This is a genomic window from Pseudomonas sp. RP-B7 (genome assembly GCF_059803535.1).
In genome coordinates this window covers 278248-304954 of sequence record NZ_JAPFHC010000003.1, presented here as the reverse complement: position 1 = coordinate 304954, position 26707 = coordinate 278248, and the positions used below count along the sequence as shown (strand labels likewise).

Below are 26707 nucleotides of genomic sequence, written 5' to 3'. Positions count from 1 at the left end.
GGGCGAAGCCGCCCCAAACGGTACGCTGCGGTGGGTCAGGAAGACCGAGGTGTCTGGATTTGGGGCGGCTTCGCCACCCGGCGCGGGGCAAGCCTGCTCACTACAGGCGGGCGCAGTACATTTCGAGCGCGGGGAAAGCAGCGTTACCTATCAAGCGGCGGCAAGCGGCGTTTGACCGGGGTTTTCTTGACGATGGCGGTGTTGGTCTCGGCATACACGTTGAGCCGGTCGAGCAGGCTGTCCAGCTGTTCCATGGTGCGCACATGCAGGCGCGCGATGAAGCAGTCGTCGCCCGTGACCTTGTCGCACTCGGTGAACTCGGGAATCGCCTGGATCTGGCGTTCGACTTCCTGCAATTTGCCGGGCAGGGGACGGATGCGCACGATGGCTTGCAGCAGGTAGCCGAAGTGTTTGGCGTCGATGTCCACCGTGTAGTGGGTCAGAACACCGCGTTCTTCCAAGCGCCGCAAGCGCTCGCCGACGCTGGGCGACGACAGCCCGGTGATGCCCGCCAGCGCCTTGAGGGACAGGCGTGAGTCGTCCATCAAGGCGGCGATCAGTTGCTGGTCGATGGTGTCGATCATGGTTTCTGCCTAATTAGTAAAGGTGATCCAGGGCTTTGGCCTTTTTTAGGCGCTGGAGCCGTTACCCAGCAGATTGCCATAATTGAGCCTCATTTGAGGAGCAGCAAACATGGACACATCCATCCGTCGCGGTTCGTGGGAAATGGTCGCCGCCATGCTCATCTCGGGCACCATTGGTTGGTTTGTACTGGTGTCGGGCGTGTCGGTGATCGAAGTGGTGTTCTGGCGCTGTGTCATCGGTGCGCTGACACTGTTGCTGGTCTGTGCCGTGCTCGGCTACCTGCGCCTGTCGCTGCTGACGTGGGCCAGGCTCGGGCTGGCGATGCTCAGCGGCGTGGCGATCGTCGGCAATTGGTTGCTGTTGTTCGAATCCTATTCCCGCGCGTCTATTGCCATCAGTACGGCGGTGTACAACGTGCAGCCGTTCATGTTGGTGCTGTTGGCGGCGCTGTTTCTGGGGGAAAAGATTACTGCGCAGAAGCTCGCGTGGCTCAGCGTAGCGTTCCTTGGGATGTTGGCGATTGTCACTGCCCATGGCGAGCAGCAAGCCGGTGGCGGGGACTATCTGGCGGGGATTGCGTTGGCCTCTGGCGCGGCGTTTTTGTATGCGATTGCCGCCTTGATCATCAAGCGCTTGAAGCAAGTGCCAGCGCATTTGATGGCGTTGATCCAGGTCGCCACCGGCGCATTGTTGCTGGCGCCACTGGTGACGTGGAGCAACCTGCCGGTAGCGCCCACCGCCTGGGCGGCGTTGGCGACGCTGGGCGTGGTGCACACGGGTGTGATGTATGTATTGCTGTACGGTGCGATCCAGAAACTGCCGACCGCGCTGACCGGCGCACTGTCGTTCATCTACCCGATTGCGGCGATCTTCGTCGACTGGATCGCCTTCGGGCATCGCCTGGGTTGGCTGCAATGGCTGGGAGTGGCGGCGATTCTGCTGGCAGCGGCGGGGTTGCAGCGGGGCTGGTGGTGGCCCCGCTCCCAGAGGGTTAGTGCGTACCCTGGAAAATAATGTTTTCCGGGTTGAAATGCTCCACTGCGCTGCCCGGTTGCGGCAGACCGAGGATATGCCCCTTGATCTTGCCCACCACGTGCATCTCGCAGGGTTTGCAGTCGAACTTGAGGGTCAGCACTTCGTCGCCGTGGATCAATTGCATGGGCGCTACCTTGGTCTTCACGCCCGTCACGCCCTTGGCCTGTTTCGGGCACAGGTTGAACGAGAAACGCAGGCAGTGCTTGGTGATCATCACCGGCACTTCGCCGGTTTCTTCGTGGGCTTCGAAGGCGGCATCGATCAACTTCACCCCGTGACGGTGATAGAAGTCGCGGGCTTTCTGGTTGTAGACGTTGGCCAGGAACGACAGGTGCGCGTCCGGGTACACCGGCGGCGGGGTGGTTTCGGCTTTGCGCCCACCACGCGGGTGCGCGGCAACGCGGGCGGCGGTCAGCGCTTCAATCACTTCGCGGCGCAAGGCCTTGAGCTGCGAATTGGGGATGAAGAACGCTTGCGGCGCATCCAGCTGGATGTCGGTGGCGTGGTATTCGGTGGTGCCCAGTTGGCCGAGCAGGTCGCGCAGGGTGTCCAGGGCCTGTTCCGGCTTGTTGGCCACGCCGAACGGGCCGGGCAGGGTGACGCTGGCGCTGATGCCTTCTTCGCTGGTCGCGGTGACTTCCAACTGCGCTTCACGCAGGCGTGCAGCCCAGGTCAGGCCGATACGGCGCTCGGACGAAGTCTTGAGCAGTGCCTGTTGCCAGTTGTGGTCCAGGTTGCGGTTCAGCGGGTGGTTGGGGCGCAATTGATACAGGCCGGCCGGCATTTCATTCGGCTCGACGCGGTAGCGGTAACGCTTCTCGCCGTCTTCCTCGAACTCGCCCTTGGGCTCGGCAATGTTGGCGCGGAAACCCACGACCTCACGCTTGACCAGCACATTGAGACCGTCGCCGTTGGACAGCGGCTCATGGGTCACCACCTGCAAGTCGCGCTTGCCGGTTTTTTCCACCACACCCACCGGCAGGCCGGTGAAGGTCGGGGTATCGAAGGCGCCGATGTCGATCTTGCGGTCGGTGACGAAATAGTCGGTGCTGCCCCGGTGGAAGGTTTTTTCCGGGTCGGGCAGGAAGAAATGCGCAGTACGGCCGCTGGACGCACGGGCCAGGTCCGGGCGGTCTTCGAGCACTTCATCGAGGCGCTGGCGGTAATAGGCAGTGATGTTTTTCACATAGCCCATGTCCTTGTAGCGGCCTTCGATCTTGAACGAACGCACACCCGCTTCGACCAGCGCGCGGATGTTGGCGCTCTGGTTGTTGTCTTTCATCGACAGCAGGTGCTTTTCAAAGGCCACGACGCGGCCCTGGTCGTCTTTCAAGGTGTACGGCAGGCGGCAGGCCTGGGAGCAGTCACCACGGTTGGCGCTGCGGCCGTTCTGCGCGTGGGAGATGTTGCACTGCCCGGAGAACGCCACGCACAGGGCGCCGTGGATGAAGAACTCGATGGCGGCATCGGTTTCATCGGCGATGGCGCGGATTTCCTGCAGGTTCAGCTCGCGGGCGAGGACCAACTGCGAGAAACCGGCCTGGTCGAGAAACTTGGCGCGGCCCAGGGTACGGATGTCGGTCTGGGTGCTGGCGTGCAGCTCGATGGGCGGAATATCCAGCTCCATCACGCCCAGGTCTTGCACGATCAACGCGTCGACGCCGGCGTCGTAGAGCTGATGAATCAGCTTGCGCGCGGGTTCCAGTTCGTTGTCATGCAAGATGGTGTTGATCGTGGTGAAGACGCGGGCGTGGTAACGGCGGGCGAATTCCACCAGTGAGGCGATATCGCTCACCTCGTTGCACGCGTTGTGACGGGCGCCAAAGCTTGGGCCGCCGATGTAGATGGCGTCGGCGCCGTGCAGGATGGCCTCGCGTGCGATGGCGACATCGCGGGCAGGGCTGAGCAATTCAAGGTGGTGCTTGGGCAAGGACATAGTTTTTTTAGTCAGGCTTGTCACGGTTGAGGCGCGCATTGTAGCTGTGAAACGCTGGGGGGGCACCTACCACAAGGCTGACGGGTGTTTCCTGAGCCTTGGGATTGCAAACCCAATCAAATGTGGGAGCGGGCTTGCTCGCGAATGCGCTGGATCAGTCAAAGATCTATTGACTGACACACCGTATTCGCGAGCAAGCCCGCTCCCACATTTTTTGGCTGCGCCTGGCTTAGGCTTTTGCGGCCATTGCGGTGACTTCGACGCGCATGCCATCGACGGCCAACGCGGCCACGCCAACGGCTGCCCGCACCGGCCACGGCTTGGCGAAGAAGCGCTTGTAGACGTCATTGAACGCGGCGCGATCGGCCATATCCGTCAAGTAGATCGTCAGGTGCATGACCCGGTCCATGGAACTGCCGGCCTTTTCCAGGGCGACTTTCAGCGCTTGCAGGGTGCATTCGCTCTGCAAGGTGATGTCGCCCAGCTCCAGGCTGCCGTCGGCACGGGTGGGGATCTGGGTGGAGACCAGGATGCCGTTGAAGCCGATCACGTCGGAGGAAATCGAATCTGCATCGGGGTCGGGGGTGTAGTGCAGGTCGTGGTTGGCCATGGGGGCTCCGCTCAGGTCAAAGGGTCGCCAGTTTAAACACAGGGGCAGGGTGGGTCACGGTGGCGATGCGTAGCGTGTAAATATTGACGTCAATTAATAAATATTTTTTCCGTGTCAAGTCCGTTTTTTTTACGCCGATACTAGACTCAGGCACTACAGAATCACGCTTGAGCGAGGGGTACGTCATGTTCAATAAAGTCTTAAAAACAGAACTGGCGGCCAGGACGGCCGACGTCACTGAATATAAGGGGCTGATCGCCGCGCTCGAGCGCTCCATGGCGGTGGTCGAATTCGATCTGACCGGCAAGGTCTTGCGCGCCAACGAAGTTTTCCAGAACACCCTGGGTTACAGCGCCGCGCAATTGATGGGCAAGTCCCACCGCGACTTCTGCTTGCCGGAACTGACCGGCAGCCCGGCTTACACGGAATTCTGGAACGACCTTCGTGCAGGCAAGTTCGTGTCGGGCACCTTCAAACGAGTGGCTTCCAACGGAAAAACTGTGTGGTTGGAGGCCAGCTACAACCCGGTGCTGGATACCCAAGGCCATGTGTTGAAAGTGGTCAAATACGCGCTGGATGTGACGCAGAAAGTCGAACAGGAAGCGGCGACCCGCAGCAAACTCGCGGCGCTGGACCGGGCCATGGCCGTGATCGAGTTCGACTTGAATGGTCAGGTGCTCGACGCCAACGAAAACTTCCTGCACGTCATGGGCTATTCCCTGGCCGAACTCAAAGGCAAACATCACCGCATGTTTTGCGAACCCGCATTGGTCAACAGCAGTGAGTACAGTGACTTCTGGCGACGCCTGAACAACGGTGAGTTTTTCACCGGGCAATTCAAGCGCATCGGCAAGCATGGTCGCGTCGCGTGGTTGGAGGCCAGCTACAACCCTGTGTATGACGGCGATGGCAAACTGCTCAAGATCGTCAAGTTCGCCAGCGACATCACCGAGCGGGTAGAGAAATTCGAGGAAGACTCCCGTGGCGCGTCGCGGGCCTATCACATCTCCTCCGAGACCGAGCGCTTTGCCGAGCATGGCACTCAGGTAATCCAGGAAACTGCCAGCGAGATGCGCCGCATCGCCGACAACATCGGTGCATCCGCACGATTGGTGGGGCAGTTGGGCGACCGTTCCGAGCAGATCACGGCCATCGTCAACACCATTCGCGGTATTGCCGACCAGACCAACCTGTTGGCGCTCAACGCAGCGATCGAGGCGGCGCGCGCGGGCGACCAGGGGCGCGGGTTTGCGGTGGTGGCCGATGAGGTCCGGCAACTGGCCGGGCGCACCAGCCGCTCGACGGCGGAAATTGCCGAGATGATCGGCATGATCCTCTCGGAAACGCGTGACGCGGTGACCAGCATGAACGCCACCCAGGAAGGCGCGCAACGGGGTGTGAACCTGGCCGATCAGGCCGGTTCGGTGATCCTGCAGATCCGCACCAGCACCAGCGATGCGGTGCAAGCGGTGAGCATGTTTGCGTCGAAGCTGGATGAGTCGGAAGTCATTCCCAAGACCGCAGTAGGCTGGGTGGGGTAGCACGGTCATGAGCCGGCCGGCGCCCTGTCGGCCGGCTCAGTGTGGTCGCCTACAGCAAGGTAAACGGATAGTCGACAATCAGCCGCAGCTCGTTCAACTTGCCATCGCCCTGGTCGGCGTTCGACGACACGATGGCATCACGCACCCGTAGCGACAGGTTCTTCGCCGGGCCGCTCTGGATCACGTATTTGGCTTCCACATCGGTCTCGTGATGCGCGCCGTCCGAGCCATAGTCGTTGGCGTAGGCGCTGTGAGCCGGTGTGTGGGTGCCGTCGATGTCCGAGCCGTTGATGTAACGGCCCATGAAACTCAGGCCAGGCACGCCATAGCTGGCCATGTTCAGGTCATAACGGATGCCCCAGGACTGCTCGCCGGGCCCGTTGAAATCGCCCCACTGCACCGAGTTGGCGAGGAACACTGAATCGCCGCCTTCGCCCGCACCGTTGTTGCCGGTGCCGATGTAGTCAAACGGCGTATCGCCATGCACTTTCTGGAACGACAACGTCAGCGTGTGTGCCTGCCAGAACGAATAGGCCGCCGCCACCGAATAAGTGGTGTTGTTGATCGCCCCGGCCTTGGCGCTGCCGGTGTCGAGGGTGCGGTACAGGTTGCCGTCCAGGGCCAGTGACTGGTCCTGGCCCAAGGGGATCACGTAGTTGAGGTTGGTGTAGTACTGGCGCCAGATGTCCTCCAGTTCGCCGGCATACAGCGTCGCGCTCAGTGACGGGCTGAATGTGTATTTGCCGCCGACAAAGCTCGCACTGTTGGCGGCGATGTTGGCGTAGGTCGCGTAGATGTCGTGGTCGTGGTTGCTGGTCATGCCGCTGTTGGTGCTGGTGAAGTGCCCGGCTTCCAGGTCGAGGCCGGCGATTTCGCTGCTGGTCAGGTCGAAACCGGTAGCCGTCTGCGGCAACAGGCGGGTGCCGCCGGTAGCGAAGACCGGGGCGGTGGGCTGCATGTCGCCGAACTTGAGCTGGGTCTTGGAGATTTTTACCTTCACCGCCGCGCCCACTGAGCCGTAGGCATTTTCTGGATCGCCGTTGCGGTCGGTCGGCAAGTTGCCAGTGCCGGCGTCGCTGTGGGTGGCGTCGAGTTTCAGCCCGCCGTAGGCATAGGCATCGACGCCGAAGCCGATGGTGCCCTGGGTGAAGCCCGAGGCATAGTTGAGCATCGCACCCTGGGTCCAGTCACGATTGTCGGCCTTGCCGCTCGCGCGGTCGCGGTCCATGTAGTAGTTGCGCAACAGCCCGGTGATGCTGCTGCCGTCGATAAAGCCTTTCGATTCGGCCTGGTCGCTGACCGACTCGGCCAATGCCATTTGACTGATACTGGCGCACACCGCCAGTGCCAGCAGACTGCTGTGTTTAAACATTTATTTAATCCCCAAGAATATTGAACGCGCGCGCAAACACCGCACTTGTTGGATAGCGCATAACATTGTTTTGGCAGATGTTTTCAGGTGAGGCATTACCGTTTTTATTGTCTTCGACGTGGCTGCCGAAGCTGATTCTAAGCAGAGTCTGCGTGGCCTGCAGCCAGGGGAAGGATGAAACTCGATTAATTAAACTTCACGGTATTTATTTGCTACCGGGTGTAGCGTGGAACTGTCTTAGCCGCTCTGCTTCGACAAAATCCTTTGGTTGCCGCCGCAGACTCTGCGGCGGATTTTTTTCGTGCGCGCGAGTTTTTAGTTGGCTGTTTAGTTGCGGTTAGTGGTATTGGTGAGCAGGACGCTCAGGGCGGGGCGTGCGATGGCGTGACGCCGCCAACGGTGGCGGTGAGCCCATGGCAGGAGGAGGGCATTCACCGCTTACCTGGCAGGTAAGGACTACTCTTTTACATCCATGAACTCTTGCGCCCACGCCACGTAACTCTCGGGCAACGTGTAGGTGTGCGTCAGTTCGGTAGCGCTGAGGTTCGAGGTGCTGTGAGTCAACTGGCGCTGGGCGCGCAGGCTGTCGTAGGTGGCCTTGATCGCGGCGAAATATGCACCGTGACCGGCAACCACCACACGAACGCCGAGGCTGGCCAGGCGTTGGGCGTCATGGAGTTTCGGGTTGCCGTAGGTCACCAGCATCAACGGTACCGTGAGGTTTTCTGCGATCTTCTCCAGGTGCTCGAAGTCACTGACACCGACCATGCAAATCCCATCCGCACCGGCTTTTTGATAGGCCAGGGTGCGCTCTATCACCGCTTCGGTGGGCAATACACCGGCGTTGGTGCGCGCAATGATCGACAGTTCCGGATCGACCCGTGCTTCCAGCGCGGCGCGGACCTTGCCGATACCTTCGTCGATGGAAATCAGATCCGTGGATTTACGCCCGAATTGTGCGGGCAGCAGCGTGTCTTCAATGGTCAACGCGGCCACACCGGCACGCTCAAGTTCTTCGACGGTGCGCATCACGTTCAGGGCATTGCCGTAGCCGTGGTCGGCATCGGCAATAAACGGCAATTGGGCGACGCGGCCGATGCGGGTGGCCTGTTCAACAAACTCACTCAGGGTGATCAAGGCAAAATCGGGGGCGGCGAGCACCTGCAACGAGGCGACGGAGCCGCCCAGAATGCCCACTTCAAAACCCAGGTCGGCGGCGATACGCGCGGACATCGGGTCAAAGACGGAAGCGGTTTCTACGCAGGTAGGCGTTGCAAGCAATTCACGGAAATTACGGCGCAGGGCGGTGTGAGACTTTTTCGGCATGATCTTTCCTGGTTGGGGCCTTTGACTGCATGGGATCAAAGCCGATGAGAGAGGTGGCAGATTACCATGTAGGAAAAGGGAGGATTATGACGTTTGAGAATGGGGTATGCGGGGTAGGCATATTGCACCGTATTAGTGCGATTCATCGCGATCAAGACTGTGCGGTGCCAGCTTTACCACTTCGTTTTTATTGAATATCCAGCGTTTGCCCGAAGAAGAATAGATATTCATGAACTCAACCAGGGAGATACACGTAAAGTCTTTGATCTGATTTGCGACGAATGTTGGGTACCGCGTTATCATTACGCGGCAAATAGCACCAAACTGGATGCTGGGATCAAATACCTCTTGAAAATAGGCTTCCAGATCGTTGAGATTGTCAGTGGCCCATGTGTATTTTTTGGAGAATTTCTCGCTGTAACTATTTTTGCTGGTGATAAATTTTGTGAGATCATCCCGGTGCGTTCTGGGCTCGGTAGACTGAATAACTTGTTTGTCTTCAATAATGATGAGTAATTGTTGATCAGGGCAAAAAACGAGATGGTCGATTTCGCCGACATCGGCTGGAACTTCAATTTTTTGACCCTTTTTGAAGCGCAGGCTTTTTACGGATGACACGCCGTGCAGTCCAACGCGCTCGAAGTTGCTTGTCACCACGCTTTCAAACCAGCGACCCGACTTTAAGGAAACATCTGCCAACTCTGCACCCACCTGTTTGGCGTACCATTCAGTCGGGATTTTTTTGAAAGCGAATTCTCGGACCAGACATGTTAAACATTCTTTTGCCATAAGCTGAGAGAAGAACATCAGTTCGTCGCCGTTATGGTAATCGTAAAAAAACGGACGCTTATAGGCTCTATATTCTTGTTTCGGACTAAATAGCTCTCTGCGTTCCTCGCGCATTTTTTCAGGCGAGAGAGATAGCCCATCTAAAAATAATCGAGCCTGCTCTGCTGATACCGCGTAAGTCTGAATAATCGTCGCAAGTACTTCGTCGCGATAGAAAAAACAAATACGCTCTGGATGTTCGGCATCGCTATAGGTAGTGATGATCCACTGAAAAATACCTAAAGCTGTTGTATACGTAATCCCTAGGTGGCGAATGAAACTTTCTTCAGTAAGCTCACTGTGCGCGGTGTGATCGCACAGAAAGTCTGGGCTGGGAATATAGAGTTCTTCATCACGATAAGCCTCACGCGGGTCAAAAATTGTATCGGCGTCTTGGGGCACATTAAAATAGGGTTTTTCCAGAGGGTCGAGGATCAGTGTGACGCTCTCCATCAAATATACATAGTTGTCGCTACGCATATAAAGACTGACCAGTTCTTCGGCGGCGACAAACACCATAGCTATCGCGTCTTTTTGTTCAGGGAGACTATGGTTCGAAGCGTTGTCTTTCATGTCTGCCAGGCAGATCAGTTCAAGTAGATATTTTATCCCTCTACGGGCTGACACTGCGTAGTCCTGCCAGAATATTTCTTCCTCTTTACGAAGCAGGCCGAGTTTGTATTTGTTGGAAATTTGTCCATAGCGTTCATATTGCTGCACTAAGAATGAAGCGAACTCCCTGGAATTTATTATGGGTAGGTGTTCGGCAAGGATTTTCCGATACAGTTCGAACATGTGATTCACGATGTTTTTTATTTCGGCCCTGTCTGTGTAGATCCCTGGTTCGAATTGTTCGAATACGCCTCTTTTGATTCGTTGGAAGATAAGGTCTTCATGACGTTTGCTCGCCCTATAGATTTCAATCCCGCCCAACGCTTTCGGTACGAACATCCTATTATTCCTGTCGTAAGTGACTTGCCGATTTTGTGGCTAAATTCGCCACCCGAGGTTCGCGGCCAACCCATTCACTTGGTTGCAATCGCCCACATAGTCGGCAGAGCTCAACGCCGCTCGGCGGTTATCTCAACTCAGGCTAAGGGGAAGAAAGAGGTCACTGCTCCCACTGTTCCAGCAGTATCGAGACGAATTTTTCCGCTGCCGGAGAGAGTGAGGCGCCTCTTCGGTACACCAGTCCCAACGATCGGTTGACGATGGGCTCTATCAACGGGACGCTCACCAATGTTGGATGATCCTCAGCAGGCATTGCCAGGCTCGGCATCGCCGAGACGCCTAATCCAGCTTCTACCAGACCCAGCGATGTAGACAGGTGTTGCACCTCATAGAACCACTGTGGACGCCAGCTCAAGCCCGACAAAGCGTGGTCAAGCAGCATGCGGTTGCCGCTCAGGCGACCGACCCCGATAAGGCGGTAATTGCTGAGTTCCGACCAGGTGACTGCACTGCGCTCAGCCAGCTCATGGTCGCGTCGACACGCTAAAACAAAAGGCTCGTTGACCAATGGCACGAACTCTATGTCGGGGTGCTGGCCGCTCATCATGTTGATGCCAAAGTCGGCTTCGCCACGCAGAACAGCCTCCAGCCCTTCGTTTGCACTGAGATCGAGCAAGCGAATGCGGATTTGTGGATAGCGCTCGTTGTAGAGGCGGATCACCGTCGGGAGGAAGTAGAAAGCGGCGGTTGGGATACAGGCCAGGGTTACACGGCCGCTCTGCCGCTCCGCCAGCTCCCGGATGTTAAGGATCGAGTCGTCGAAGTCATCCAGTAAGCGTCGTGCCTTGGGTAGGAAGTCTCGCCCAACGCTAGTAAGACTTACCCTCCTTGTCGTGCGATCGAGGAGGGCTGTTCCTAAACCCTCTTCAAGCTTTTTCATTCTCCGACTTAGGGCTGGCTGGGAGAGATGCAGTGCATCGGCAGCTTCGTGGAAGCTGCCAAGTTCTGCAATTTTCACGAAAGATCGGATGTCGTTCAGCTCATAATTCACGTTTTTTATCTCAGCAGACGAGTGTTGTTCAGTCCGTTCATCCTAAAATCATCATTCGTCAAACGCAATAATCAGGCTGATATTTGCATTGGAAACAAATTTTAAAGCCTGCGACTCTTGCTCACAAGGCAACAATTACCCCGATTGATCAACAAGAGTCAGTATTCATGCAACGAATTCCCTGTGTGCTAATGCGCGGTGGTACTTCCAAAGGCCCGGTGTTTCTCGCCTGGGATCTACCTGTTGCGATCGACGAGCGTGATGAGCTGCTGCTCAACCTGATGGGTTCTGGCCATGAGCTGGAAATTGACGGCATCGGTGGTGGTAGCCCACAAACCAGCAAGGTGGCGATCGTCAGCCCATCGCTGCATCCTGAGGCGGATGTCGATTATCTGTTTGTGCAAGTCATGGTCTCCCAGCGTCGAGTCGACACCGCACCCAATTGCGGCAACATGCTGTGCGCCGTTGGCCCGTTCGCGATTGAGCATGGGCTGGTAAAAGCCTCCAAAGATCTGACTCGCGTGCGTATTCGCAACCTCAACACGGGGACTTTTGTGAACGCCGAGGTACAGACCCCCGATGGGCAGGTCAGCTATGAAGGCGACACCGCCATCGATGGTGTGCCGGGTACCGCCGCTCCTGTGCAACTGACCTTCCTGGATGCTGCGGGCAGCAAGACCGGCAAACTCTTCCCGACTGGGCAAACGCAGGATTTGATCGATGGCATTCCAATGACCTGCATCGATATGGCAATGCCGATGATGATCATCGAAGCCGGCCAACTGGGTAAGCGCGGTGATGAAAGTCCTGCTGAGTTGGATGCCGACAAAGAGTTCTTGCGCCGCCTGGAAGCCTTGCGACTGCAAGCCGGGTTGGCGATGGGCCTGGGTGATGTCAGTGACAAAGTGATTCCCAAGCCTGTACTGGTGTCTCCGGCCAAGGCTGGCGGCACCATCCAGGTGCGCTACTTCATGCCACACAACTGCCACCGCGCCTTGGCGATCACTGGCTCCATCGGCCTGGCCACCGCTTGTGTCACGCCAGGCAGTGTTGTCGCACAATTGCTCGGCGGGGCTAGCGAGCCGCGCTTGAAGCAAGTACGCATTGAACATCCAAGCGGCGGGATAGATGTCGTATTGTCCTACACCGGTGCTCAGGGTGAGACAATTCGTGCCTCGGTGGTGCGTACATCACGCAGGCTGTTCTCCGGTTTTGTCTACGCCACGGCTTCCCAACGACTCGCCGGATAATTTCCCCTAGTCATTGCCGTCTTTGCATCAGCACAATTCTAAAAATGGGTGATGCCATGAAAGTTGTAAAATCGCTCTACTTCCAGATTCTCTTCGCCGTGTTATTGGGCGTGCTGGTCGGGCACTTCTGGTCGCAACAGGCCATTGCCTTGAAACCGCTGGGTGATGCCTTCATCAAGCTGATCAAGATGATGATCGCTCCGGTGGTGTTCTGCACCATCGTCACCGGTATCGCCGGCATGAGCGACAAACGTGCGCTCGGTCGTCTGTTGAGCAAGACCATGTTGCTGTTCCTGGCGTTGACCGTGATCAGTTTGATTATCGGCCTCGTGGCGGTCTACCTGTTCAAGCCCGGTGTGGGCATGAACATTGACCCCACCCAGTTGAGCACCAAGGGCCTGACGCAGTACACCGATTCCGCCGCGAAGTTGGGAGTGGTCGAGTTTTTCATGCACATCATCCCCGATACTTTCATCGGTGCTTTCAATAAAGGTGAAGTGCTGCCGGTGTTGTTCATTGCGGTGCTGTGTGGTTTTGCTCTTTCAGCCATAGGCGAGCGTGGCAAGCCGGTACTGGATGTACTGGAATCCGCCTCGCACATGGTGTTCAAGATCTTCTCCTACCTGATGCGCGTTGCTCCGATCGGTGCCTTTGGCGCTTTGGCGTTCACTGTGGGCCAGTACGGTATTACCTCGTTGGGTTCGCTGGCCAAGCTGATCATGACGTTGTACATCGCCTGTGCCTTCTTCGTTTTTGTGGTGCTGGGCAGCATTTGCCGGGCGAATGGCTTCAGTCTCTGGAAGTTGCTGCGCTACTTGCGCGAAGAGTTCCTGGTGGTGCTAGGGACTTCCTCCACCGAGCCGGTGATGCCGCGAATGTTGGAAAAGCTGCAGGCCCTGGGTTGCAAAAAAGGTGTGGTGGGGCTGGTGCTGCCAACGGGTTACTCGTTCAACCTCGACGGCACGGCGATCTACCTCTCGCTGGCAGCGGTATTCATTGCTCAGGCCTGCAACATTGAACTGAGCCTGATGCAGACCGTAACCATGCTGGCCATCATGCTGTTGTCCTCGAAGGGTGCAGCAGGTGTCACCGGCGCCGGTTTCGTCGCACTGGCGTCGACGCTGACGGTGATCCATGACATTCCCCTGGCTGGCCTTGCCCTGCTGATCGGGATCGACCGCTTCATGTCGGAAGCCCGGGCGCTGACCAGCCTGGCCAGCAACGCCGTGGCTACCGTGGTGATGTCCATCTCGGAGAACGCCTGCGATCGCGAAACACTGCTGCGGACGCTGGACGGTAAACCTTCGCCCGCTGTGAACCCAACCCAGGTTCAGAACGCGGACTGGGATGGCCTGAGGGTCACGGAACACGTCTAACCGGCCGCGGCCGACTCTAGACCCTTTAATTACCTCAAGAACAACCCCCCGCCAGGTACCGTTGATCGGGCCATCTGGCGGGCACGGGGTCGTACGCCTGTGCGTCGGCCACGCTACTCATAAGAACAAGAGAACTTACCTATGCTCGCATTACTTGGCTTGGCCATGGTGGTGGTCTTCACCGTCCTGATAATGACCAAACGGTTGTCGCCGATTGTCGCCCTGACAGTGGTGCCGATTGTGTTCGCCGTCATTGGCGGTTTCGGTGGCACTACCGGCAAGATGATGCTCGATGGCTTGAAAATGGTCGCGCCTTCGGCTGCGCTTCTGCTGTTCGCGATCTTGTTTTTTGGCTTGATGATCGACGCCGGCCTGTTTGACCCGCTGATTCGCAAGATCCTCAAACGCGTCAACGGCGACCCGATGAAAATCGCTGTTGGCACAGCGTTGCTGTCGCTAGTGGTGGCCCTGGACGGTGATGGCACCACCACCTACATGATTACCTGTGCGGCAATGCTTCCCCTATACAAACGTATCGGGATGAATCCAATGATTCTGGCGACCATTGCCATGCTTTCTCTGAGCATCATGAGTGGCATGACCCCCTGGGGAGGGCCAGCGACCCGGGCGATCGCGGCGCTGGGCCTGGATGCCGGTGCCTATTTCGTGCCCTTGCTGCCGACCATGATCGGCGGTGCGATGTGGGTGGTCTTCACCGCCTTCCTGCTGGGTCGTGCCGAGCGCAAGCGTATCGGTAATATCCAATTGGAAAGCGGCGGCGGCGATTGCTACATCAAGGCGATTCTTGAAGACACTCCGCACAAGCGCCCGAAGCTGGCCTACGTCAACCTGCTGTTGGTGATCGCGGTGATGATCGCACTGGTGATGGGGATCATGCATTCCGCGATCCTGTTCCTGATCGGGTTCGTACTGGCGCTGATGATCAACTATCCGCAACTGGATATTCAGAAGGAGCGCATCCTTGCCCATTCGGGCAACGCGATGACCGTCGTACTTCTGGTATTTGCCGCCGGTATCTTTGCCGGGATTTTTTCGGGCACCAAGATGGTCGACTCTCTGGCGCAAACCCTGGTTGACTGGATTCCGCCGTCTTGGGGGCATCTGTTCCCACTGGTAGTGGCAATTACCAGCATGCCGCTGACCTTCGTGCTGTCCAACGATGCTTACTACTTCGGCGTGGTGCCCATCCTGGCGAATGCCGCTGCGGCGTATGGCATTGACCCGGTGGAGATCGCCCGCGCATCGATTCTCGGCCAGCCGGTACACCTGATGAGTCCGTTGGTAGCTTCAACCCTGTTGCTGGTGGGGATGGTTGATCGCGACATCGGCGACTTCCAGAGAGCCACCGTCAAATGGGCGGTACTCACCTCCCTGGTGATTACCGCGCTAGCCCTGCTGACCGGGGCGATCAGTCTCTTCACCTGAATCCGCCAACACCACCTGTTTTTTCCTGACGCGCCTCGCGAGCGAGGCGCGCACTGTCCTGCACTCTAAAAACAACAATGAGTAGTTTGCCATGACCACTTTGCACACCCGACGGGCGCTGTTTTCACTTCTTGGTTTGTTGCCGCTGACCAGTGCCAATGCAGAAGGATTTATCGATGACAGCAAGCTCAAGCTGCAATTGCGCAACGTCTATTTCAATGAAAATTTCCGCGACGAGCATGGCTTGAGTGCGAAATCGGCAAGGACGGCCAAGAGCGAGCGAACCGAGTGGGCCCAAGGATTTCTGTTGGATTACCAGTCAGGGTTTACCCCCGGCACCATCGGGTTTGGGGTGGATGCCCTTGGCCTGCTCGGGGTCAAGCTCGATTCCGGCCGTGGCCGCAGCGGCACTGGCTTGTTGCCCGTCCATGATGACGGTCGCGCGGCTGACGAATTCGCAAGCCTGGGTATGACTGCCAAGGTCCGACTGGCCAAGACCACGGTCAAATACGGCACCTTGTTACCCAAGACTCCAGTGCTGATCTACAACGATGCGCGGCTATTGCCGCAAACGTATCAAGGCACACAGATCAGTAGCGTCGACATCGAGAACCTCACTCTCACCGGGGGTTACCTGGATCGATTCAAGCTGCGTGATTCCACCGACAGCATGCCGATCGTACCCGACGGTTATCGCGGAGATAAATCAGGGGACTTCAGCTATGCCGGGGCCGAATACAAGTTGGGGAAAAGCGTTCGTTTGAGTTACTTCTACGGTGAACTGGAAAACTTTTATCGTCAGAATTTTGCAGGTATCCAGCACGATCTACCCTTGGGCGGCGGCGTGCTGACCAGTGATTTGCGCTACTTCAACAGTATCGATACGGGCTCTGCCTACGGGGGCAAGATCGACAACGACATGCTCAGCGGGCAACTGTCCTACGCCATTTCCGGCCATACCTTCGGTGGCGGCTACCAGACCCTCAGGGGTGATGCCGGATTGCCTTTTATCAGCGGTGCAACGATTTACTCCTTCAGCAACGCCGGCATAGGTAAGTTCGTCGAGGAGGATGAAAAAACCTGGATGCTCAACTACGGCTATAACTTTGCTGCCGTCGGCGTGCCGGGCCTGACGTTCTCCACCCGGTATCTGAGTGGTAACGACGGTAAGTCCAACACCGCGGTAAAAGAGTGGGAGCGTGATGCCGAACTGGCGTACGTCGTGCAACAAGGCACCTTCAAAGGTCTGGGTGTGCGGTTGCGTAACTACGTTTATCGCTCTGATTATTCCCGTGGCCGTGACAGCAACCGGATCTACTTTACCTACGACATCGCCCTCTGGTGATCTCCTGAACGCGGCCTTGCGATTGTCGCAGGCCGCCTCTTCTGCGGCGGCTTCATAGGATTGGGTAAAGGATTTAAACGATGTCGTTCAAAACCAAAATACTGTTGCTGACCTTATTACCCGTGATGTTGTTTGCTCTGGTTTTAGGTTTGAGCGCCCGCGGCACTTTGCAGTCCCAGGCCGAGCAGGAAGTCACTCAGACCCGCGAGCGACTGCTTGAGGAGAGCCGCATACGGCTCAAGGATTACGCGAGCATTGCGCGCACTTCTATAGCCGAGCTTTATGATCGAGCTGCTCCCGGGGATTCCTCCAGCCGGGCCTTGGCAATCAGCCGCTTGTCGAAAGTGAAGTATGGTGATGACGGCTATTTCATCGGGTATGACAGCCAGGTTGTGCGCCTGTTTCGCGGTGACAGCAGCGAAGGCGTCGGCATTAACATGAGTGACCGCAAGGACATCAACGGGATTTTCTTGAACCGTGAAATGGTTGCAGCGGCAAAAAATGACACTCACTTCGTCAACTATTCAGGTGGAGTGGTCAACACCGATAAAGTCGTGCCGAAGCTCGCATACAGCTTTTATTTGCCCAAGTGGGACATGATCGTGGTCACCGCGATCAACCTGGACAGCATTGAGGTTCAGGTCGCCAAGGTGCGGGCCGACGTTGATCTACGGGTACGCAATTTGATGTACAGCATTGCCATCACCGCTACCGCACTGATTGGCATTATTGGGGCTCTGACGCTACTGCTGGTCAGGCGCAGTTTGCAGCCCCTGACCCTGATCCGAACCCATCTTGACGAAATCGCGGCGGGTGAGGGTGATCTGACGCGGCGTCTGCCGCGTGTCAGTCGAGATGAGCTGGGACAACTTGCCGGTTCGTTCAATGCGTTTATCGAAAAGATTCACAGCCTGGTCAGCCAGATCGTTGCCATGAGCGAGCACTTGAATGGATCGGTGAGCCATGTGGCCGAGCAGAGCAGGCAAATCGACCACGCTATGGATCAGCAGCGCCAGGAAACCGACCAGGTGGCTGCGGCGATAAACCAGATGTCATCGGCGGCACAAGAAGTGTCGGTCAGTGCACAAAGTGCTGCAGATGCAGCCGTCGAGACCGACAGACAGTCCCGCCACGCCAGGCAAATAGTCAATGGCAGCATGACTCGAATTCAGGCACTGGCCGTGGAGCTTGATGAGAGCGGTGTCGCCATGAAGAGTCTTCAAGACGATGTGACCGCAATCGTCACCGTGCTGGATGTCATTCGCTCGATTGCTGAACAGACTAATCTTCTGGCACTCAATGCGGCCATTGAAGCCGCCCGTGCCGGTGCTGCCGGGCGCGGGTTTGCGGTGGTGGCTGATGAAGTGCGAGCCCTGGCCAGTCGTACTCAGCGCAGTACCGAGGAAATCCAGGCAATGGTTGAGCGTCTCAAGGGCACCACGGGTGGCGTAGTCAGTGCCATGCACCAATCCACGCAAGCCGCTCAAGGCGCTAATGCTCAGGCCGATCAGGCGGGGGAGTTTCTGGGTAACACGGTTGAACTGATCGCCACTATCAATGCGATGAACGCACAAATCGCGAGCGCTGCAGAGGAGCAGACCTCGGTGGCTGAAGAGATCAACCGCGGGGTGCATCAGATCGCGCGCGCCATTGACAGCGTGGCCGGCCAGACTCAGCTCGGGGTCAAGACAGTCGATGAGTTGTATATGATCGGTAATCGTCTGCAAAGCTTGCTGGGACAATTCAAAATCTGATGCCGTGCTGTACGGCGCCAGTCAGGTCGATGGTGGGGCAGGGCGTTGGACGGGATAGGTGCGCCTTGGCCTGCATTGATACGTAGACGAGTCAATGCAGGCCAAGGCCAGATATTTATTCAGCGCAACGTCCTGATTTCCGCCCAGCCCTCGCTTTCATCAAGCGTTGGCGGGCAGTGCTTTTGGCCTGCGATACAGGATCGTTGTCGCTGTGAATCCGCACAACGCTGCAAACATCAGCCAGTAGGCGGGCGACGCCTTGTCACCTGTTACCTGCACCAGGATTGTTGATACGGCGGGGGTAAAGCCGCCGAACACAGCCGTCGCCAAACTGAATGCCAGGGAAAACCCTACGACTCGTACGTTCTGAGGCATCACCTCGGTCAATGCCGCAACCATCGCGCCGTTGTAAATGCCAAAGAAGAAAGAGAAGTACAGCAGCACAGCGAGCAATCGTTCGAAACTTGCCGCCGCGGCCAGCCAATGCATGGCGGGATAGGCGGTGAAGATGCACAGCAAGGAGACTGCCAGCAACAAGGGGCGACGGCCAATGCGATCAGAAATCGTACCGCCGATGGGCAGCCAGATGAAGTTGCTCAGGCCGACGAAGAGCGTGACCACCAGACTGTCACTGGTACTCAGGTTGAGTACCGACCGGCCGAAAGTCGGGGTATAGACGGTAATGAGATAGAACGTGGTGGTGGTCATCGACGCTAACAGACCACCAGCCAGTACCGTGCGCCAGTTATCCCGCATCGAGCGAAAGACTTCACTGGCGCTTGGGTGATGGCTGCGCGCTTTGAATGCATCGGTTTCCTGTAGCGAGCGGCGAATAATGAAGATGAACGGGATAATCAGGCAACCAATGAAGAATGGGATACGCCAGCCCCAGGCGGCAACGTCGGCAGCCTCCATGGAGGCGTTAATTGAATAGCCCAACGCAGCCGCAAGAATGATGGCCACTTGTTGGCTGGCCGACTGCCAACTGGTAAAGAAGCCCCGGCGTCCGGGCGTGGCAATTTCAGCCAGGTACACGGAAACACCACCCATTTCCGCACCCGCGGAGAATCCCTGCAACAGGCGCCCGAGCAACACCAATATCGGCGCTGCGATGCCTATGCTGGCGTAGCCTGGAACCAAGGCGATCAAGACAGTGCCCGCGGCCATGATCGACAGCGTCACGATCAGCCCCTTGCGCCGGCCCACCTTGTCGATGTAAGCGCCCAGCACGATAGCGCCCAGCGGCCGCATCAGAAATCCCGAGCCGAATACGGCGAAGGTCATCATTAACGAGGCGAACTCGCTGGTAGTCGGAAAGAATGTCTGCGAGATGTAAGTTGCATAGAACCCGAACAGGAAGAAGTCGAACTGTTCGAGAAAATTGCCGCTCGTGACCCGCAGGATGGCGCCCAATTTCGACCCTTTGGATCGAGTGTCTTGAGTTGTTGTTTTCATCATGGCTACCGTGGTGATCAATATTGTTTTTGGAATGAGTGGTGCTGCGATCAATCGCTTGCGGCGTTAATCGGGTTGGGTTGGCGTTTTTCGATGGAGTACTTGAGCAGCGCGGCGCTGCGGAAAATGCCATGGGCGAATTTGCTGTAGGGCATGGTCAGGAAAAACGCCATGACCAGGCCGAGATGGATCGCCAGCATCAAGCCCAGGGCAGCGCTTTCGCGAAACGCCAGGAGTGCCAGGCCGCTGGCGCTCACTAGAAACAGCAGCGCGATAAAGCCACGATCCATGGGCTTCTGGTTTTCGTCGCCGTGCTCAGGATTGCGACGCAGGTTCAACCACAACAGGCCTGCGGGGCCTATCAGCAGGCCAACTCCACCTGCGATGCCCAGCATCACCGGCAAACTCAGGACGGGGTAGGGTGCCGACCAGTCCAGCAGGAAATGGTAAAGCGTGGCGACACCGGTGGCGGCGAAGCACAACATGAAGCCGTAGAAGGTGAAGTGGTGGAAACGCCGCCGCCACAGGGTGAACTGATCATCGGCGTTATTGCAGCCCTCGCCATGACCTCCGTCCAGGTATTTGAGGCGCGCGACGTTGGCTGTGGCCTCCAGTGCAGCGGCCGTCTTTTCCTGCGGGGACGCATCCGCCGGTGAAACGTTGCGCCAGAAGCGCCGCACGCCAATCGTCAAGGCAAGTACCGCGAAACCGAAGACCGCACCGAACATCAGCGCCAGCGTGTTATGCGGGAAGATCCCGTAGAAATTCCCCCCGGGCATTGCGGTAAACAGATTGCCCATCGCCAACAACGTGAGGCACAGGAACAGTGCCAGCCCTGCACCGGATGCCAGCGCCAGAGCCAACCCGTTGCGCCGGTACAACTTGCCCATCACCTGTGGCCAAGCGTACTCGGCATAAGTGTCGAGACGGACTTTGGCCATGGCCTTGGGCACATTGATTTCGAATTCGTGAGGGGCAGCGTACTGACAGGCATGCAGGCACGCACCGCAGTTATGGCAAAGGTTCGCCAGGTAGTGGATATCCGCCTGAGAAAACTCCAGACGCCTTGTCATGGCTGGGAATACAGCGCAGAAGCCCTCGCAGTAACGGCAGGCGTTGCAAACGGTCATTTGTCGCTGAACTTCGCTTTCGTCAAGGTTGAGTACGGGAATCAAATTGCCCGGTGCCTTGGGGTCAAACAGCTGCATGTTGGGGCTCCGTGGAGGAAGGGGTCAGGAAGCCGGCCGCAGCCGCGGCTTGCACACCGGCGATGCGACCGAATGCGGTACCAATGGCCATGCCGATGCCGGCGGTATAGCCCTTGCCCAATACGTTGCCCGCCATCATTTCTCCTGCGACAAACAGGTTGGGGCTGGGCTTGCCGTTGAAATGAACGGCGGCGGTATCGTCGGTAGCCAGCCCCAGATAGGTGAAGGTCACGCCTGGCTTAAGTGGGTAGGCGCAGAAGGGGGGCTTTACCAATGGGCGGGCCCAATGGGTTTTGGCGGGTGTCAAACCTTCGGTGTGGCAGTTGTCCAGCGCGGTGTGGTCGAACGTGCCGACGCGGCAGGCGGCGTTGTATGCCTCGATGGTTTTGACAAATTGCGTCACGGGAAGCTTCAACTGGCGCGCCAGGTCTTGCAGGGAGTTGGCTTTAGTGCCCGGAAACACCGGAGGCATGAAGCGGCCGAGGGCTTGTTGATCGATGATTGAGTAGGCCTGTTGACCGGGTTGACCCGCCACCAGGCGGCCCCAGATGGCATAGCGCTTGGGCCAGAAATCCTCGCCTTCGTCATAGAAGCGTTCGCCGTCGCGATTGACCACTACGCCCAGCGATACGCAATCGATACGGGTACAGATACCACCGTCATACAGGGGCGCACGCGCGTCGATGGCCACCATGTGCGCTTGGGTTGGGTCGCCGATAAAGTCGGCGCCCAGGTTCTGCATGCGTTGAAGCAGCACGCCGGTATTGAAGCGCGTCCCACGAATCAGAAAGTTGTCTGAAGGCCATTCTCCGCGCTCGTTCTGACCCCAGGCCTCGCGCAGCCACTCGCGGTTCGACTCGAAACCGCCAGCCGCCAGGACGCAGGTCCTGGCCTGGATTCGCTCGGCAGGCAAACGCTGTCCCTCGACCTCGCGCTCACCGAGATGGGCTGCGACGAATGCTCCGTCCTTCAACTCGATGTCGGTGACTTGAGCGTTGTAGCGGATCTTCACGCCCAGCCGCTCGGCGCTGCGGAAGTACGCGTTGACCAAGGCTTTGCCGCCGCCCATGAAAAACGCATTGGTACGCGCAACATGCAGAGCACCGGACAACGACGGCTGAAAATGCACACCGTGGGAGCGCATCCAGTCACGGCAGTTCGACGAGGCGCGGATCACAATACGAGCAAGCTTTTCGTTGGTAATCCCGCCGGTGACCTTCAGCAGATCCTGCCAGTATTCTTCTTCGGGATAGGCATCGACCAATACATCTTGCGGTGCTTCGTGCATGCATCGCAGGTTTCGGGTGTGTTGCGAGTTGCCGCCGCGCCAGATTTTCGGTGCGCCCTCCAGCAGCATCACGCTAGCGCCGGCCTCTCGCGCCATCAACGCCGCACACAAGGCGGCATTGCCGCCGCCAATTACTAATACGTCGATCATCATCACTCCTCAATCGCAAGGAGGCATGAACGAAGTGCTCCTCGCGAGGGGGGAGAAGGTAGGGCGGTCAGCGTGTTGCCGAAAGGCGCAAAATCAGTCGAGGTGTTTAGTTTTTATAAAGGCTTTGCTGCGGATCACACCATTATTGGCAGCCGAGAGGAGGAGGGCGCCGGGATCATGGGGCGACGCCCTCGATCCACGACGCCCCCGGCCATTGTTGATCAACTACCAACTGTCGAGCGACATCCGTAATAACTACCCGCGCCGCCAGCGCAGCGGGAGCAAGCTCATCATCCGGCAGTGTCGCCAACAGGTTTCGTCGACCTACGTGAGCATCGGATATTTCCACCACTGAAAGTCCCGACTCACCTTTGAGCGCCGCTGCCGCACCGGGCTGGATGGTCGCAGCATGACCTGCGCGTACGGCGTTCATCAATACGGCAAGACCATCCACTTCCATGATGATGTTGGGCGCCAACCCCGAACGTTCAAACGCAACCATCAGCGTAGAACGCAAACCGTGTTGCGCGCTCGGCATCACCAGTGGAAGTTGCCCCAGATCCGCCAGTTGCATGCGCGTTCCTTGTGGCGCATGGGGCAGGTGCGGTGAACTGATGACAAATAGTTTTTCGTCGAGCAGCGGTGTCACGCTCCAGCGCTTGCCCCCTTCGAGTTGAAACACAATGGCCAGGTCGATCTGGCGAGCATTGAGTTGCGTGGCCAAATGCCCGGACAGCATCTCGACCAGGTGCAATTGAATATCCGGGTAGCGCTCTCGCATTGCGTTGATCAATGGCAGGGCAAGCACAGTGGCAGTCGTGGGCGCCATTCCGACGGTGACATAGCCACTCATTCGCCCACGGTGAGCGGCCAGGATCGCATTTTCGGCTTGCCGCAAACACAGCTGGGCATGGTGCAGGAACGCCATACCAGAGCTGGTCGGGGTGACACCCGTAGTGGTGCGATTAAGGAGACGGGTTGACAGCTCACTTTCAAGTTTCGCGATCTGTTGGCTAAGGGCTGATACGCCGACGTCCAGTTCAAGGGCTGCGCGTCCCAAGCTGCCGTGTTCGAGGATTTTTACGAAATAGCGCAGTTGTCTTAATTCCAAACGTTGCCGCTCCACGTCAAATGATGGTTGGGATGCCGATCGATGGCCACAGGAGGCTGTTCAGACATTCTACGAATGGCAGCTTTCAAACGGTAACCTGAGGCCAATCAGGCAATGTCATGGGCGGCTCGCGTTCACTTATACAAAATCGCTTGATGAATATCCTCCAGTGCCATGATGCGTTGAGCGGCGTTGAGTTTGATGGCTTCCTTGGGCATGCCGAACACCACGCAACTGGCTTCGTCCTGGGCGACTGTCGCGGCGCCGGCGTCGAGCATTTCTTTGAGTCCGCGCGCGCCGTCGTCGCCCATGCCCGTCATGATGATGCCGGTGGCGTTCCTGCCCGCAAACCGGGCCACCGAGCGAAACAGCACATCCACCGAAGGGCGATGCCTGTTAACCAGCGGTCCGTCGATAACCTGGGCGTGATAATAGGCACCACTGCGGGTGACCATCAGGTGCTTGCCGCCAGGCGCGATGAGGGCCAGGCCCGGCAGGATGCGGTCGTTGTTGCGCGCCTCGCGCACTTCTAGCTCGCAGACGCTGTTGAGACGCTCGGCGAACGAAGCGGTGAACTTCTCAGGCATGTGCTGCACGATCACTATACCTGGGCACACCCGCGGCAGTGCGGTCAGCACCGCTTCCAGCGCTTGGGTGCCGCCGGTGGAGGTGCCGATGGCGACGATACGCTCGGTGGTCTGAGCCATCGCATGGCCATTGCCGGCGGGCAGGATCGCATCCGCACTGAGCTTGCTGGCCGGAGGCGGTGATGGCGCCGGCCTGGCGCTGCGCTTGCCCAGGTTCCTGACGTTGGAATTCGCGGCAGCACGGATGGCGGCCACCAACTCGGCTGCCGATTCGATCAGGAAACTCTTCAACCCTGTACTCGGCTTGGTGATGATTTCCACAGCGCCCGCCGACAGCGCCTGCAGCGAGGTTTCCGCGCCTTTCTGCGTCAGCGAGGAACAGATCACCACCGGCGTCGGCCGCTCACTCATGATTTTCTTGAGAAAAGTGATGCCGTCCATGCGCGGCATTTCTACGTCCAGCACGATCACGTCCGGCCATTCCCGCGAGAGTTTATCCATGGCAAAAATCGGGTCGGAGGCAGCGCCCATCACGTGAATATCTGGCGTATCGCTAAGAATCGCCTGCAGTACCTGGCGCACCACGGCCGAGTCATCGACCAGCAGTACACTGATTTTTTTGGTAGGCATCTTCTTGAAGTGTTCCCATTGGTTGGTGCCGAACCCAGACGTTGCCGTTCCATAGGTCGAACATGATCGTGCGGTAACCGGTACTGCCCATGTCCTGGGCCGTCAGGTGCAGGTGATGACGCTCGGCCAGGGCCAGCGCTGCGCGGATATTCTGGCTGGCCACGTTCTGCGTCGGCAGTTGGCGCCGCAGGTTGGGAAACATCTCGCCGCCGCCGAACAACTTGACTTGGTAATCGAGTGCCTGGGTGCCATTCGCCTGGGCGTGGCGCAGCAGCAGTTCCAGAGCTTCGTCGGCATATCTGCCGTCCAGGCACTGATGATTGCGCAAGCGCCCCGGCAGCATGAAGTGGCACATGCCGCCAATCAGTCGTTGCGGGTGCCAAAAGGTGATCGCCACGCAGGAACCGAGCAAGGTCCGCAGGCGCGTCGGTCGCGTCGAAAAACACACCTGGCCAGGTGCCAATACTACTTCGGCTGCACCGATAGGCTTTTTCATGGCTTGCGGTAAATCGACGGTGCCACCAGCTTCAAGGTGTCATTGACACCGTGGAGGCTTTCCGAGTGACTGATGATCAAATAACCGCCGGGTTTGAGCAGCGGCAGCAGGCGTGCGACCACTTGGCGCTTGGTCTGCTGATCGAAATAAATCATCACGTTGCGTAGGAAGATCACCTCGAACTCCCCCAGGGCAGGCAACGCCTCGTTAAGGTTGACCTGGACAAAATTGACGCGGCTACGCAAAGCCTTGTCGATCAGGAAGGTGCCCGCCTGGCGGCCAATGCCCTTGAGGCAATACTTGGCCAGCAGCGGCTGGGGCAATGTCTCGGTGCGTTCCATGGAGTAATGGCCCGTGCGCGCCTTGGCCAGCACTTGGGTGCTGATGTCCGAGCCGGTCACTTCCCAAGGCGTGGTGCCGAGGCTTTCGGCCAGGGTCATCGCCAGGCTGTAGGGCTCTTCGCCCGAGGAACTGGCCGCGCTCCACACGCGAAACACTTTGCTCGGCGCGGCGTGGGGCAGTACCTGCTGACGCAGGAATTCGAAGTGCTTGGGCTCGCGAAAAAAATACGTTTCGTTGGTGGTCAATAAATCCAGCGCGACCTGCAGTTCGCCCTTGCGCTGGTCATTCATGATCAGCTTGAAATACTCACTATAGCTCTGCAGTTCATAGTGCTTGAGGCGCTTGAACAGGCGCCCGGCCACCAACGCTTTCTTGGTTGGCGAAAGGTTGATCCCGGCCGCGCGGTACAGCCAGCTCTGGAACTGACCGAATTCACGATCATCGATGCAAGCGTTGTCTGGCATGGTCGGGGCCTCAACGCGGGTCGAGGTCGAGGGTCGGCGCCTGGCCGGCTTCGGCGAGGCTAGACATCTCATCGATGGACAACACCTTGTTCACCTCCAGCACGATCACGAACTTGCCGTCGACTTTGGCCATGCCACTGATGAAATCGGCACGAATTCGCGCGCCGAAGTTCGGTGGCGGCTCGATCTGCGTGACCGGGATCTCCCGCACCGCAGACACCGTATCGACCAGCAGCCCGATATCCTGGGGCTGGCCATCGTCGGTACTCGCTTCGATGATGATCACGCAGGAGCGTCGGGTGATCGCCGAGTTGGCCCGCCCAAACCGAGCGGATAAATCCACCACCGGTACCACCGCGCCGCGCAGGTTGATCACCCCGCGCACGAAAGCCGGCATCATCGGCACCACCGTCAGGCTGCCGTATTCGATAATTTCCTTGATCCCCAGAATGCCGATGGCGAACATTTCGCCGCCAAGCATGAAGGTCAGGTACTGCGCATCCTCATCTACCGCCACAGCGGCCTGCCGAGTCGTCATTACTGCGCCCATATCACTCTCCCTAGTAGGCC

At 58.0% G+C, this 26707-nt stretch carries 22 protein-coding genes; 7 read left to right on the top strand and 15 right to left on the bottom strand.

Annotated elements, in window-relative coordinates; genetic code table 11:
- Positions 1 to 143: 143 nt before the first annotated feature.
- The gene (locus tag OPU96_RS05795) at positions 144 to 584 is read right to left on the bottom strand and encodes an Lrp/AsnC family transcriptional regulator (RefSeq protein ID WP_192300109.1); all 441 of its coding nucleotides are present in this window, start codon (positions 582 to 584) and stop codon (positions 144 to 146) included.
- A 109-nt stretch (positions 585 to 693) separates the two neighbouring features.
- Here OPU96_RS05795 and OPU96_RS05790 point away from each other — a divergent pair, with 109 nt between their 5' ends.
- Positions 694 to 1599 (top strand): DMT family transporter, encoded by a 906-nt coding sequence (locus tag OPU96_RS05790; protein ID WP_498558818.1) that lies wholly within the window; start codon positions 694 to 696, stop codon positions 1597 to 1599.
- Here OPU96_RS05790 and OPU96_RS05785 read toward each other — a convergent pair.
- Both OPU96_RS05785 and OPU96_RS05780 read right to left on the bottom strand, forming a co-directional pair.
- A complete protein-coding gene (locus OPU96_RS05785) occupies positions 1577 to 3556 on the bottom strand; it encodes a peptidase U32 family protein (RefSeq protein ID WP_192300107.1) in 1980 nt (659 codons plus the stop codon). The genes OPU96_RS05790 and OPU96_RS05785 overlap by 23 nt on opposite strands.
- A 229-nt stretch (positions 3557 to 3785) precedes the next feature.
- Positions 3786 to 4166: a RidA family protein gene (locus OPU96_RS05780; protein WP_192300106.1), complete on the bottom strand. Its 381-nt coding sequence runs from the start codon at positions 4164 to 4166 to the stop codon at positions 3786 to 3788.
- Positions 4167 to 4351: 185 nt separating this feature from the next.
- On the opposite strand from OPU96_RS05780, the gene OPU96_RS05775 reads away from it, so the two are divergent.
- Positions 4352 to 5707 (top strand): methyl-accepting chemotaxis protein, encoded by a 1356-nt coding sequence (locus tag OPU96_RS05775; RefSeq protein WP_305392715.1) that lies wholly within the window; start codon positions 4352 to 4354, stop codon positions 5705 to 5707.
- 49 nt (positions 5708 to 5756) lie between these two features.
- On the opposite strand, the gene OPU96_RS05770 is transcribed toward OPU96_RS05775, so the two are convergent.
- From OPU96_RS05770 to OPU96_RS05755, 4 genes are all read right to left on the bottom strand, one after another.
- Positions 5757 to 7079, bottom strand: a complete 1323-nt coding sequence (locus OPU96_RS05770; RefSeq protein WP_226457590.1) for an OprD family porin — start codon at positions 7077 to 7079, stop codon at positions 5757 to 5759.
- A gap of 456 nt (positions 7080 to 7535) precedes the next feature.
- The gene (locus OPU96_RS05765) at positions 7536 to 8405 is read right to left on the bottom strand and encodes an isocitrate lyase/PEP mutase family protein (RefSeq protein WP_226457589.1); all 870 of its coding nucleotides are present in this window, start codon (positions 8403 to 8405) and stop codon (positions 7536 to 7538) included.
- Positions 8406 to 8537: 132 nt separating this feature from the next.
- The gene (locus tag OPU96_RS05760) at positions 8538 to 10184 is read right to left on the bottom strand and encodes a hypothetical protein (protein WP_498558817.1); all 1647 of its coding nucleotides are present in this window, start codon (positions 10182 to 10184) and stop codon (positions 8538 to 8540) included.
- 160 nt (positions 10185 to 10344) lie between these two features.
- Positions 10345 to 11235, bottom strand: coding sequence for a LysR family transcriptional regulator (locus OPU96_RS05755; protein ID WP_192300101.1), 891 nt, complete (start codon positions 11233 to 11235; stop codon positions 10345 to 10347).
- Positions 11236 to 11402: 167 nt separating this feature from the next.
- Here OPU96_RS05755 and OPU96_RS05750 point away from each other — a divergent pair, with 167 nt between their 5' ends.
- From OPU96_RS05750 to OPU96_RS05730, 5 genes are all read left to right on the top strand, one after another.
- Positions 11403 to 12485, top strand: a complete 1083-nt coding sequence (locus OPU96_RS05750; protein ID WP_226457586.1) for a 4-oxalomesaconate tautomerase — start codon at positions 11403 to 11405, stop codon at positions 12483 to 12485.
- Between the two features lie 44 nt (positions 12486 to 12529).
- The gene (locus OPU96_RS05745) at positions 12530 to 13861 is read left to right on the top strand and encodes a dicarboxylate/amino acid:cation symporter (RefSeq protein WP_226457585.1); all 1332 of its coding nucleotides are present in this window, start codon (positions 12530 to 12532) and stop codon (positions 13859 to 13861) included.
- Between the two features lie 141 nt (positions 13862 to 14002).
- A complete protein-coding gene (locus OPU96_RS05740) occupies positions 14003 to 15307 on the top strand; it encodes a CitMHS family transporter (protein ID WP_192300098.1) in 1305 nt (434 codons plus the stop codon).
- A gap of 91 nt (positions 15308 to 15398) precedes the next feature.
- Complete coding sequence (locus tag OPU96_RS05735; RefSeq protein WP_226457584.1) at positions 15399 to 16652, top strand: OprD family porin; 1254 nt, start codon at positions 15399 to 15401, stop codon at positions 16650 to 16652.
- Positions 16653 to 16732: 80 nt separating this feature from the next.
- Positions 16733 to 18406: a methyl-accepting chemotaxis protein gene (locus OPU96_RS05730; protein WP_498558816.1), complete on the top strand. Its 1674-nt coding sequence runs from the start codon at positions 16733 to 16735 to the stop codon at positions 18404 to 18406.
- A gap of 159 nt (positions 18407 to 18565) precedes the next feature.
- On the opposite strand, the gene OPU96_RS05725 is transcribed toward OPU96_RS05730, so the two are convergent.
- The 8 genes from OPU96_RS05725 to OPU96_RS05690 all read right to left on the bottom strand — a co-directional run bounded on the left by OPU96_RS05725 (position 18566) and on the right by OPU96_RS05690 (position 26687).
- Complete coding sequence (locus tag OPU96_RS05725) at positions 18566 to 19864, bottom strand: MFS transporter (RefSeq protein ID WP_498558827.1); 1299 nt, start codon at positions 19862 to 19864, stop codon at positions 18566 to 18568.
- A 47-nt stretch (positions 19865 to 19911) separates the two neighbouring features.
- Complete coding sequence (tcuB, locus tag OPU96_RS05720) at positions 19912 to 21069, bottom strand: tricarballylate utilization 4Fe-4S protein TcuB (RefSeq protein ID WP_226457582.1); 1158 nt, start codon at positions 21067 to 21069, stop codon at positions 19912 to 19914.
- On the bottom strand, positions 21056 to 22507 hold the full coding sequence (gene tcuA / locus OPU96_RS05715; protein ID WP_226457581.1) for an FAD-dependent tricarballylate dehydrogenase TcuA: 1452 nt from the start codon (positions 22505 to 22507) through the stop codon (positions 21056 to 21058). Before tcuA ends, tcuB begins: the two co-directional genes overlap by 14 nt.
- 175 nt (positions 22508 to 22682) lie before the next feature.
- The gene (locus OPU96_RS05710; RefSeq protein WP_498558815.1) at positions 22683 to 23618 is read right to left on the bottom strand and encodes a LysR family transcriptional regulator; all 936 of its coding nucleotides are present in this window, start codon (positions 23616 to 23618) and stop codon (positions 22683 to 22685) included.
- Positions 23619 to 23752: 134 nt separating this feature from the next.
- Positions 23753 to 24835 carry a protein-glutamate methylesterase/protein-glutamine glutaminase gene (locus OPU96_RS05705; RefSeq protein ID WP_498558814.1) on the bottom strand — a complete coding sequence of 361 codons (1083 nt, stop codon included), beginning with the start codon at positions 24833 to 24835 and terminating at the stop codon, positions 23753 to 23755.
- Complete coding sequence (cheD, locus tag OPU96_RS05700) at positions 24798 to 25331, bottom strand: chemoreceptor glutamine deamidase CheD (protein ID WP_498558813.1); 534 nt, start codon at positions 25329 to 25331, stop codon at positions 24798 to 24800. Before cheD ends, OPU96_RS05705 begins: the two co-directional genes overlap by 38 nt.
- Complete coding sequence (locus tag OPU96_RS05695) at positions 25328 to 26137, bottom strand: CheR family methyltransferase (protein ID WP_192300091.1); 810 nt, start codon at positions 26135 to 26137, stop codon at positions 25328 to 25330. The genes cheD and OPU96_RS05695 overlap by 4 nt, the downstream gene beginning before the upstream one ends.
- Positions 26138 to 26147: 10 nt before the next feature.
- Positions 26148 to 26687 (bottom strand): chemotaxis protein CheW, encoded by a 540-nt coding sequence (locus OPU96_RS05690; RefSeq protein ID WP_498558812.1) that lies wholly within the window; start codon positions 26685 to 26687, stop codon positions 26148 to 26150.
- Positions 26688 to 26707 lie beyond the last annotated feature (20 nt).

Bases quoted from the DNA above. Each gene is read 5' to 3' on its own strand.
- OPU96_RS05765 (WP_226457589.1), bottom strand. From the start codon at position 8,405: ATGCCGAAAAAGTCTCACACCGCCCTGCGCCGTAATTTCCGTGAATTG.
- OPU96_RS05750 (WP_226457586.1), top strand. From the start codon at position 11,403: ATGCAACGAATTCCCTGTGTGCTAATGCGCGGTGGTACTTCCAAAGGC.
- OPU96_RS05745 (WP_226457585.1), top strand. From the start codon at position 12,530: ATGGGTGATGCCATGAAAGTTGTAAAATCGCTCTACTTCCAGATTCTC.
- OPU96_RS05705 (WP_498558814.1), bottom strand. From the start codon at position 24,835: ATGCCTACCAAAAAAATCAGTGTACTGCTGGTCGATGACTCGGCCGTG.
- OPU96_RS05760 (WP_498558817.1), bottom strand. From the start codon at position 10,184: ATGTTCGTACCGAAAGCGTTGGGCGGGATTGAAATCTATAGGGCGAGC.
- OPU96_RS05790 (WP_498558818.1), top strand. From the start codon at position 694: ATGGACACATCCATCCGTCGCGGTTCGTGGGAAATGGTCGCCGCCATG.
- OPU96_RS05740 (WP_192300098.1), top strand. From the start codon at position 14,003: ATGCTCGCATTACTTGGCTTGGCCATGGTGGTGGTCTTCACCGTCCTG.
- OPU96_RS05690 (WP_498558812.1), bottom strand. From the start codon at position 26,687: ATGGGCGCAGTAATGACGACTCGGCAGGCCGCTGTGGCGGTAGATGAG.
- OPU96_RS05770 (WP_226457590.1), bottom strand. From the start codon at position 7,079: ATGTTTAAACACAGCAGTCTGCTGGCACTGGCGGTGTGCGCCAGTATC.
- OPU96_RS05695 (WP_192300091.1), bottom strand. From the start codon at position 26,137: ATGCCAGACAACGCTTGCATCGATGATCGTGAATTCGGTCAGTTCCAG.
- OPU96_RS05775 (WP_305392715.1), top strand. From the start codon at position 4,352: ATGTTCAATAAAGTCTTAAAAACAGAACTGGCGGCCAGGACGGCCGAC.
- OPU96_RS05795 (WP_192300109.1), bottom strand. From the start codon at position 584: ATGATCGACACCATCGACCAGCAACTGATCGCCGCCTTGATGGACGAC.
- OPU96_RS05785 (WP_192300107.1), bottom strand. From the start codon at position 3,556: ATGTCCTTGCCCAAGCACCACCTTGAATTGCTCAGCCCTGCCCGCGAT.
- tcuA (WP_226457581.1), bottom strand. From the start codon at position 22,507: ATGATCGACGTATTAGTAATTGGCGGCGGCAATGCCGCCTTGTGTGCG.
- tcuB (WP_226457582.1), bottom strand. From the start codon at position 21,069: ATGCAGCTGTTTGACCCCAAGGCACCGGGCAATTTGATTCCCGTACTC.
- OPU96_RS05780 (WP_192300106.1), bottom strand. From the start codon at position 4,166: ATGGCCAACCACGACCTGCACTACACCCCCGACCCCGATGCAGATTCG.
- OPU96_RS05725 (WP_498558827.1), bottom strand. From the start codon at position 19,864: ATGATGAAAACAACAACTCAAGACACTCGATCCAAAGGGTCGAAATTG.
- OPU96_RS05730 (WP_498558816.1), top strand. From the start codon at position 16,733: ATGTCGTTCAAAACCAAAATACTGTTGCTGACCTTATTACCCGTGATG.
- cheD (WP_498558813.1), bottom strand. From the start codon at position 25,331: ATGAAAAAGCCTATCGGTGCAGCCGAAGTAGTATTGGCACCTGGCCAG.
- OPU96_RS05735 (WP_226457584.1), top strand. From the start codon at position 15,399: ATGACCACTTTGCACACCCGACGGGCGCTGTTTTCACTTCTTGGTTTG.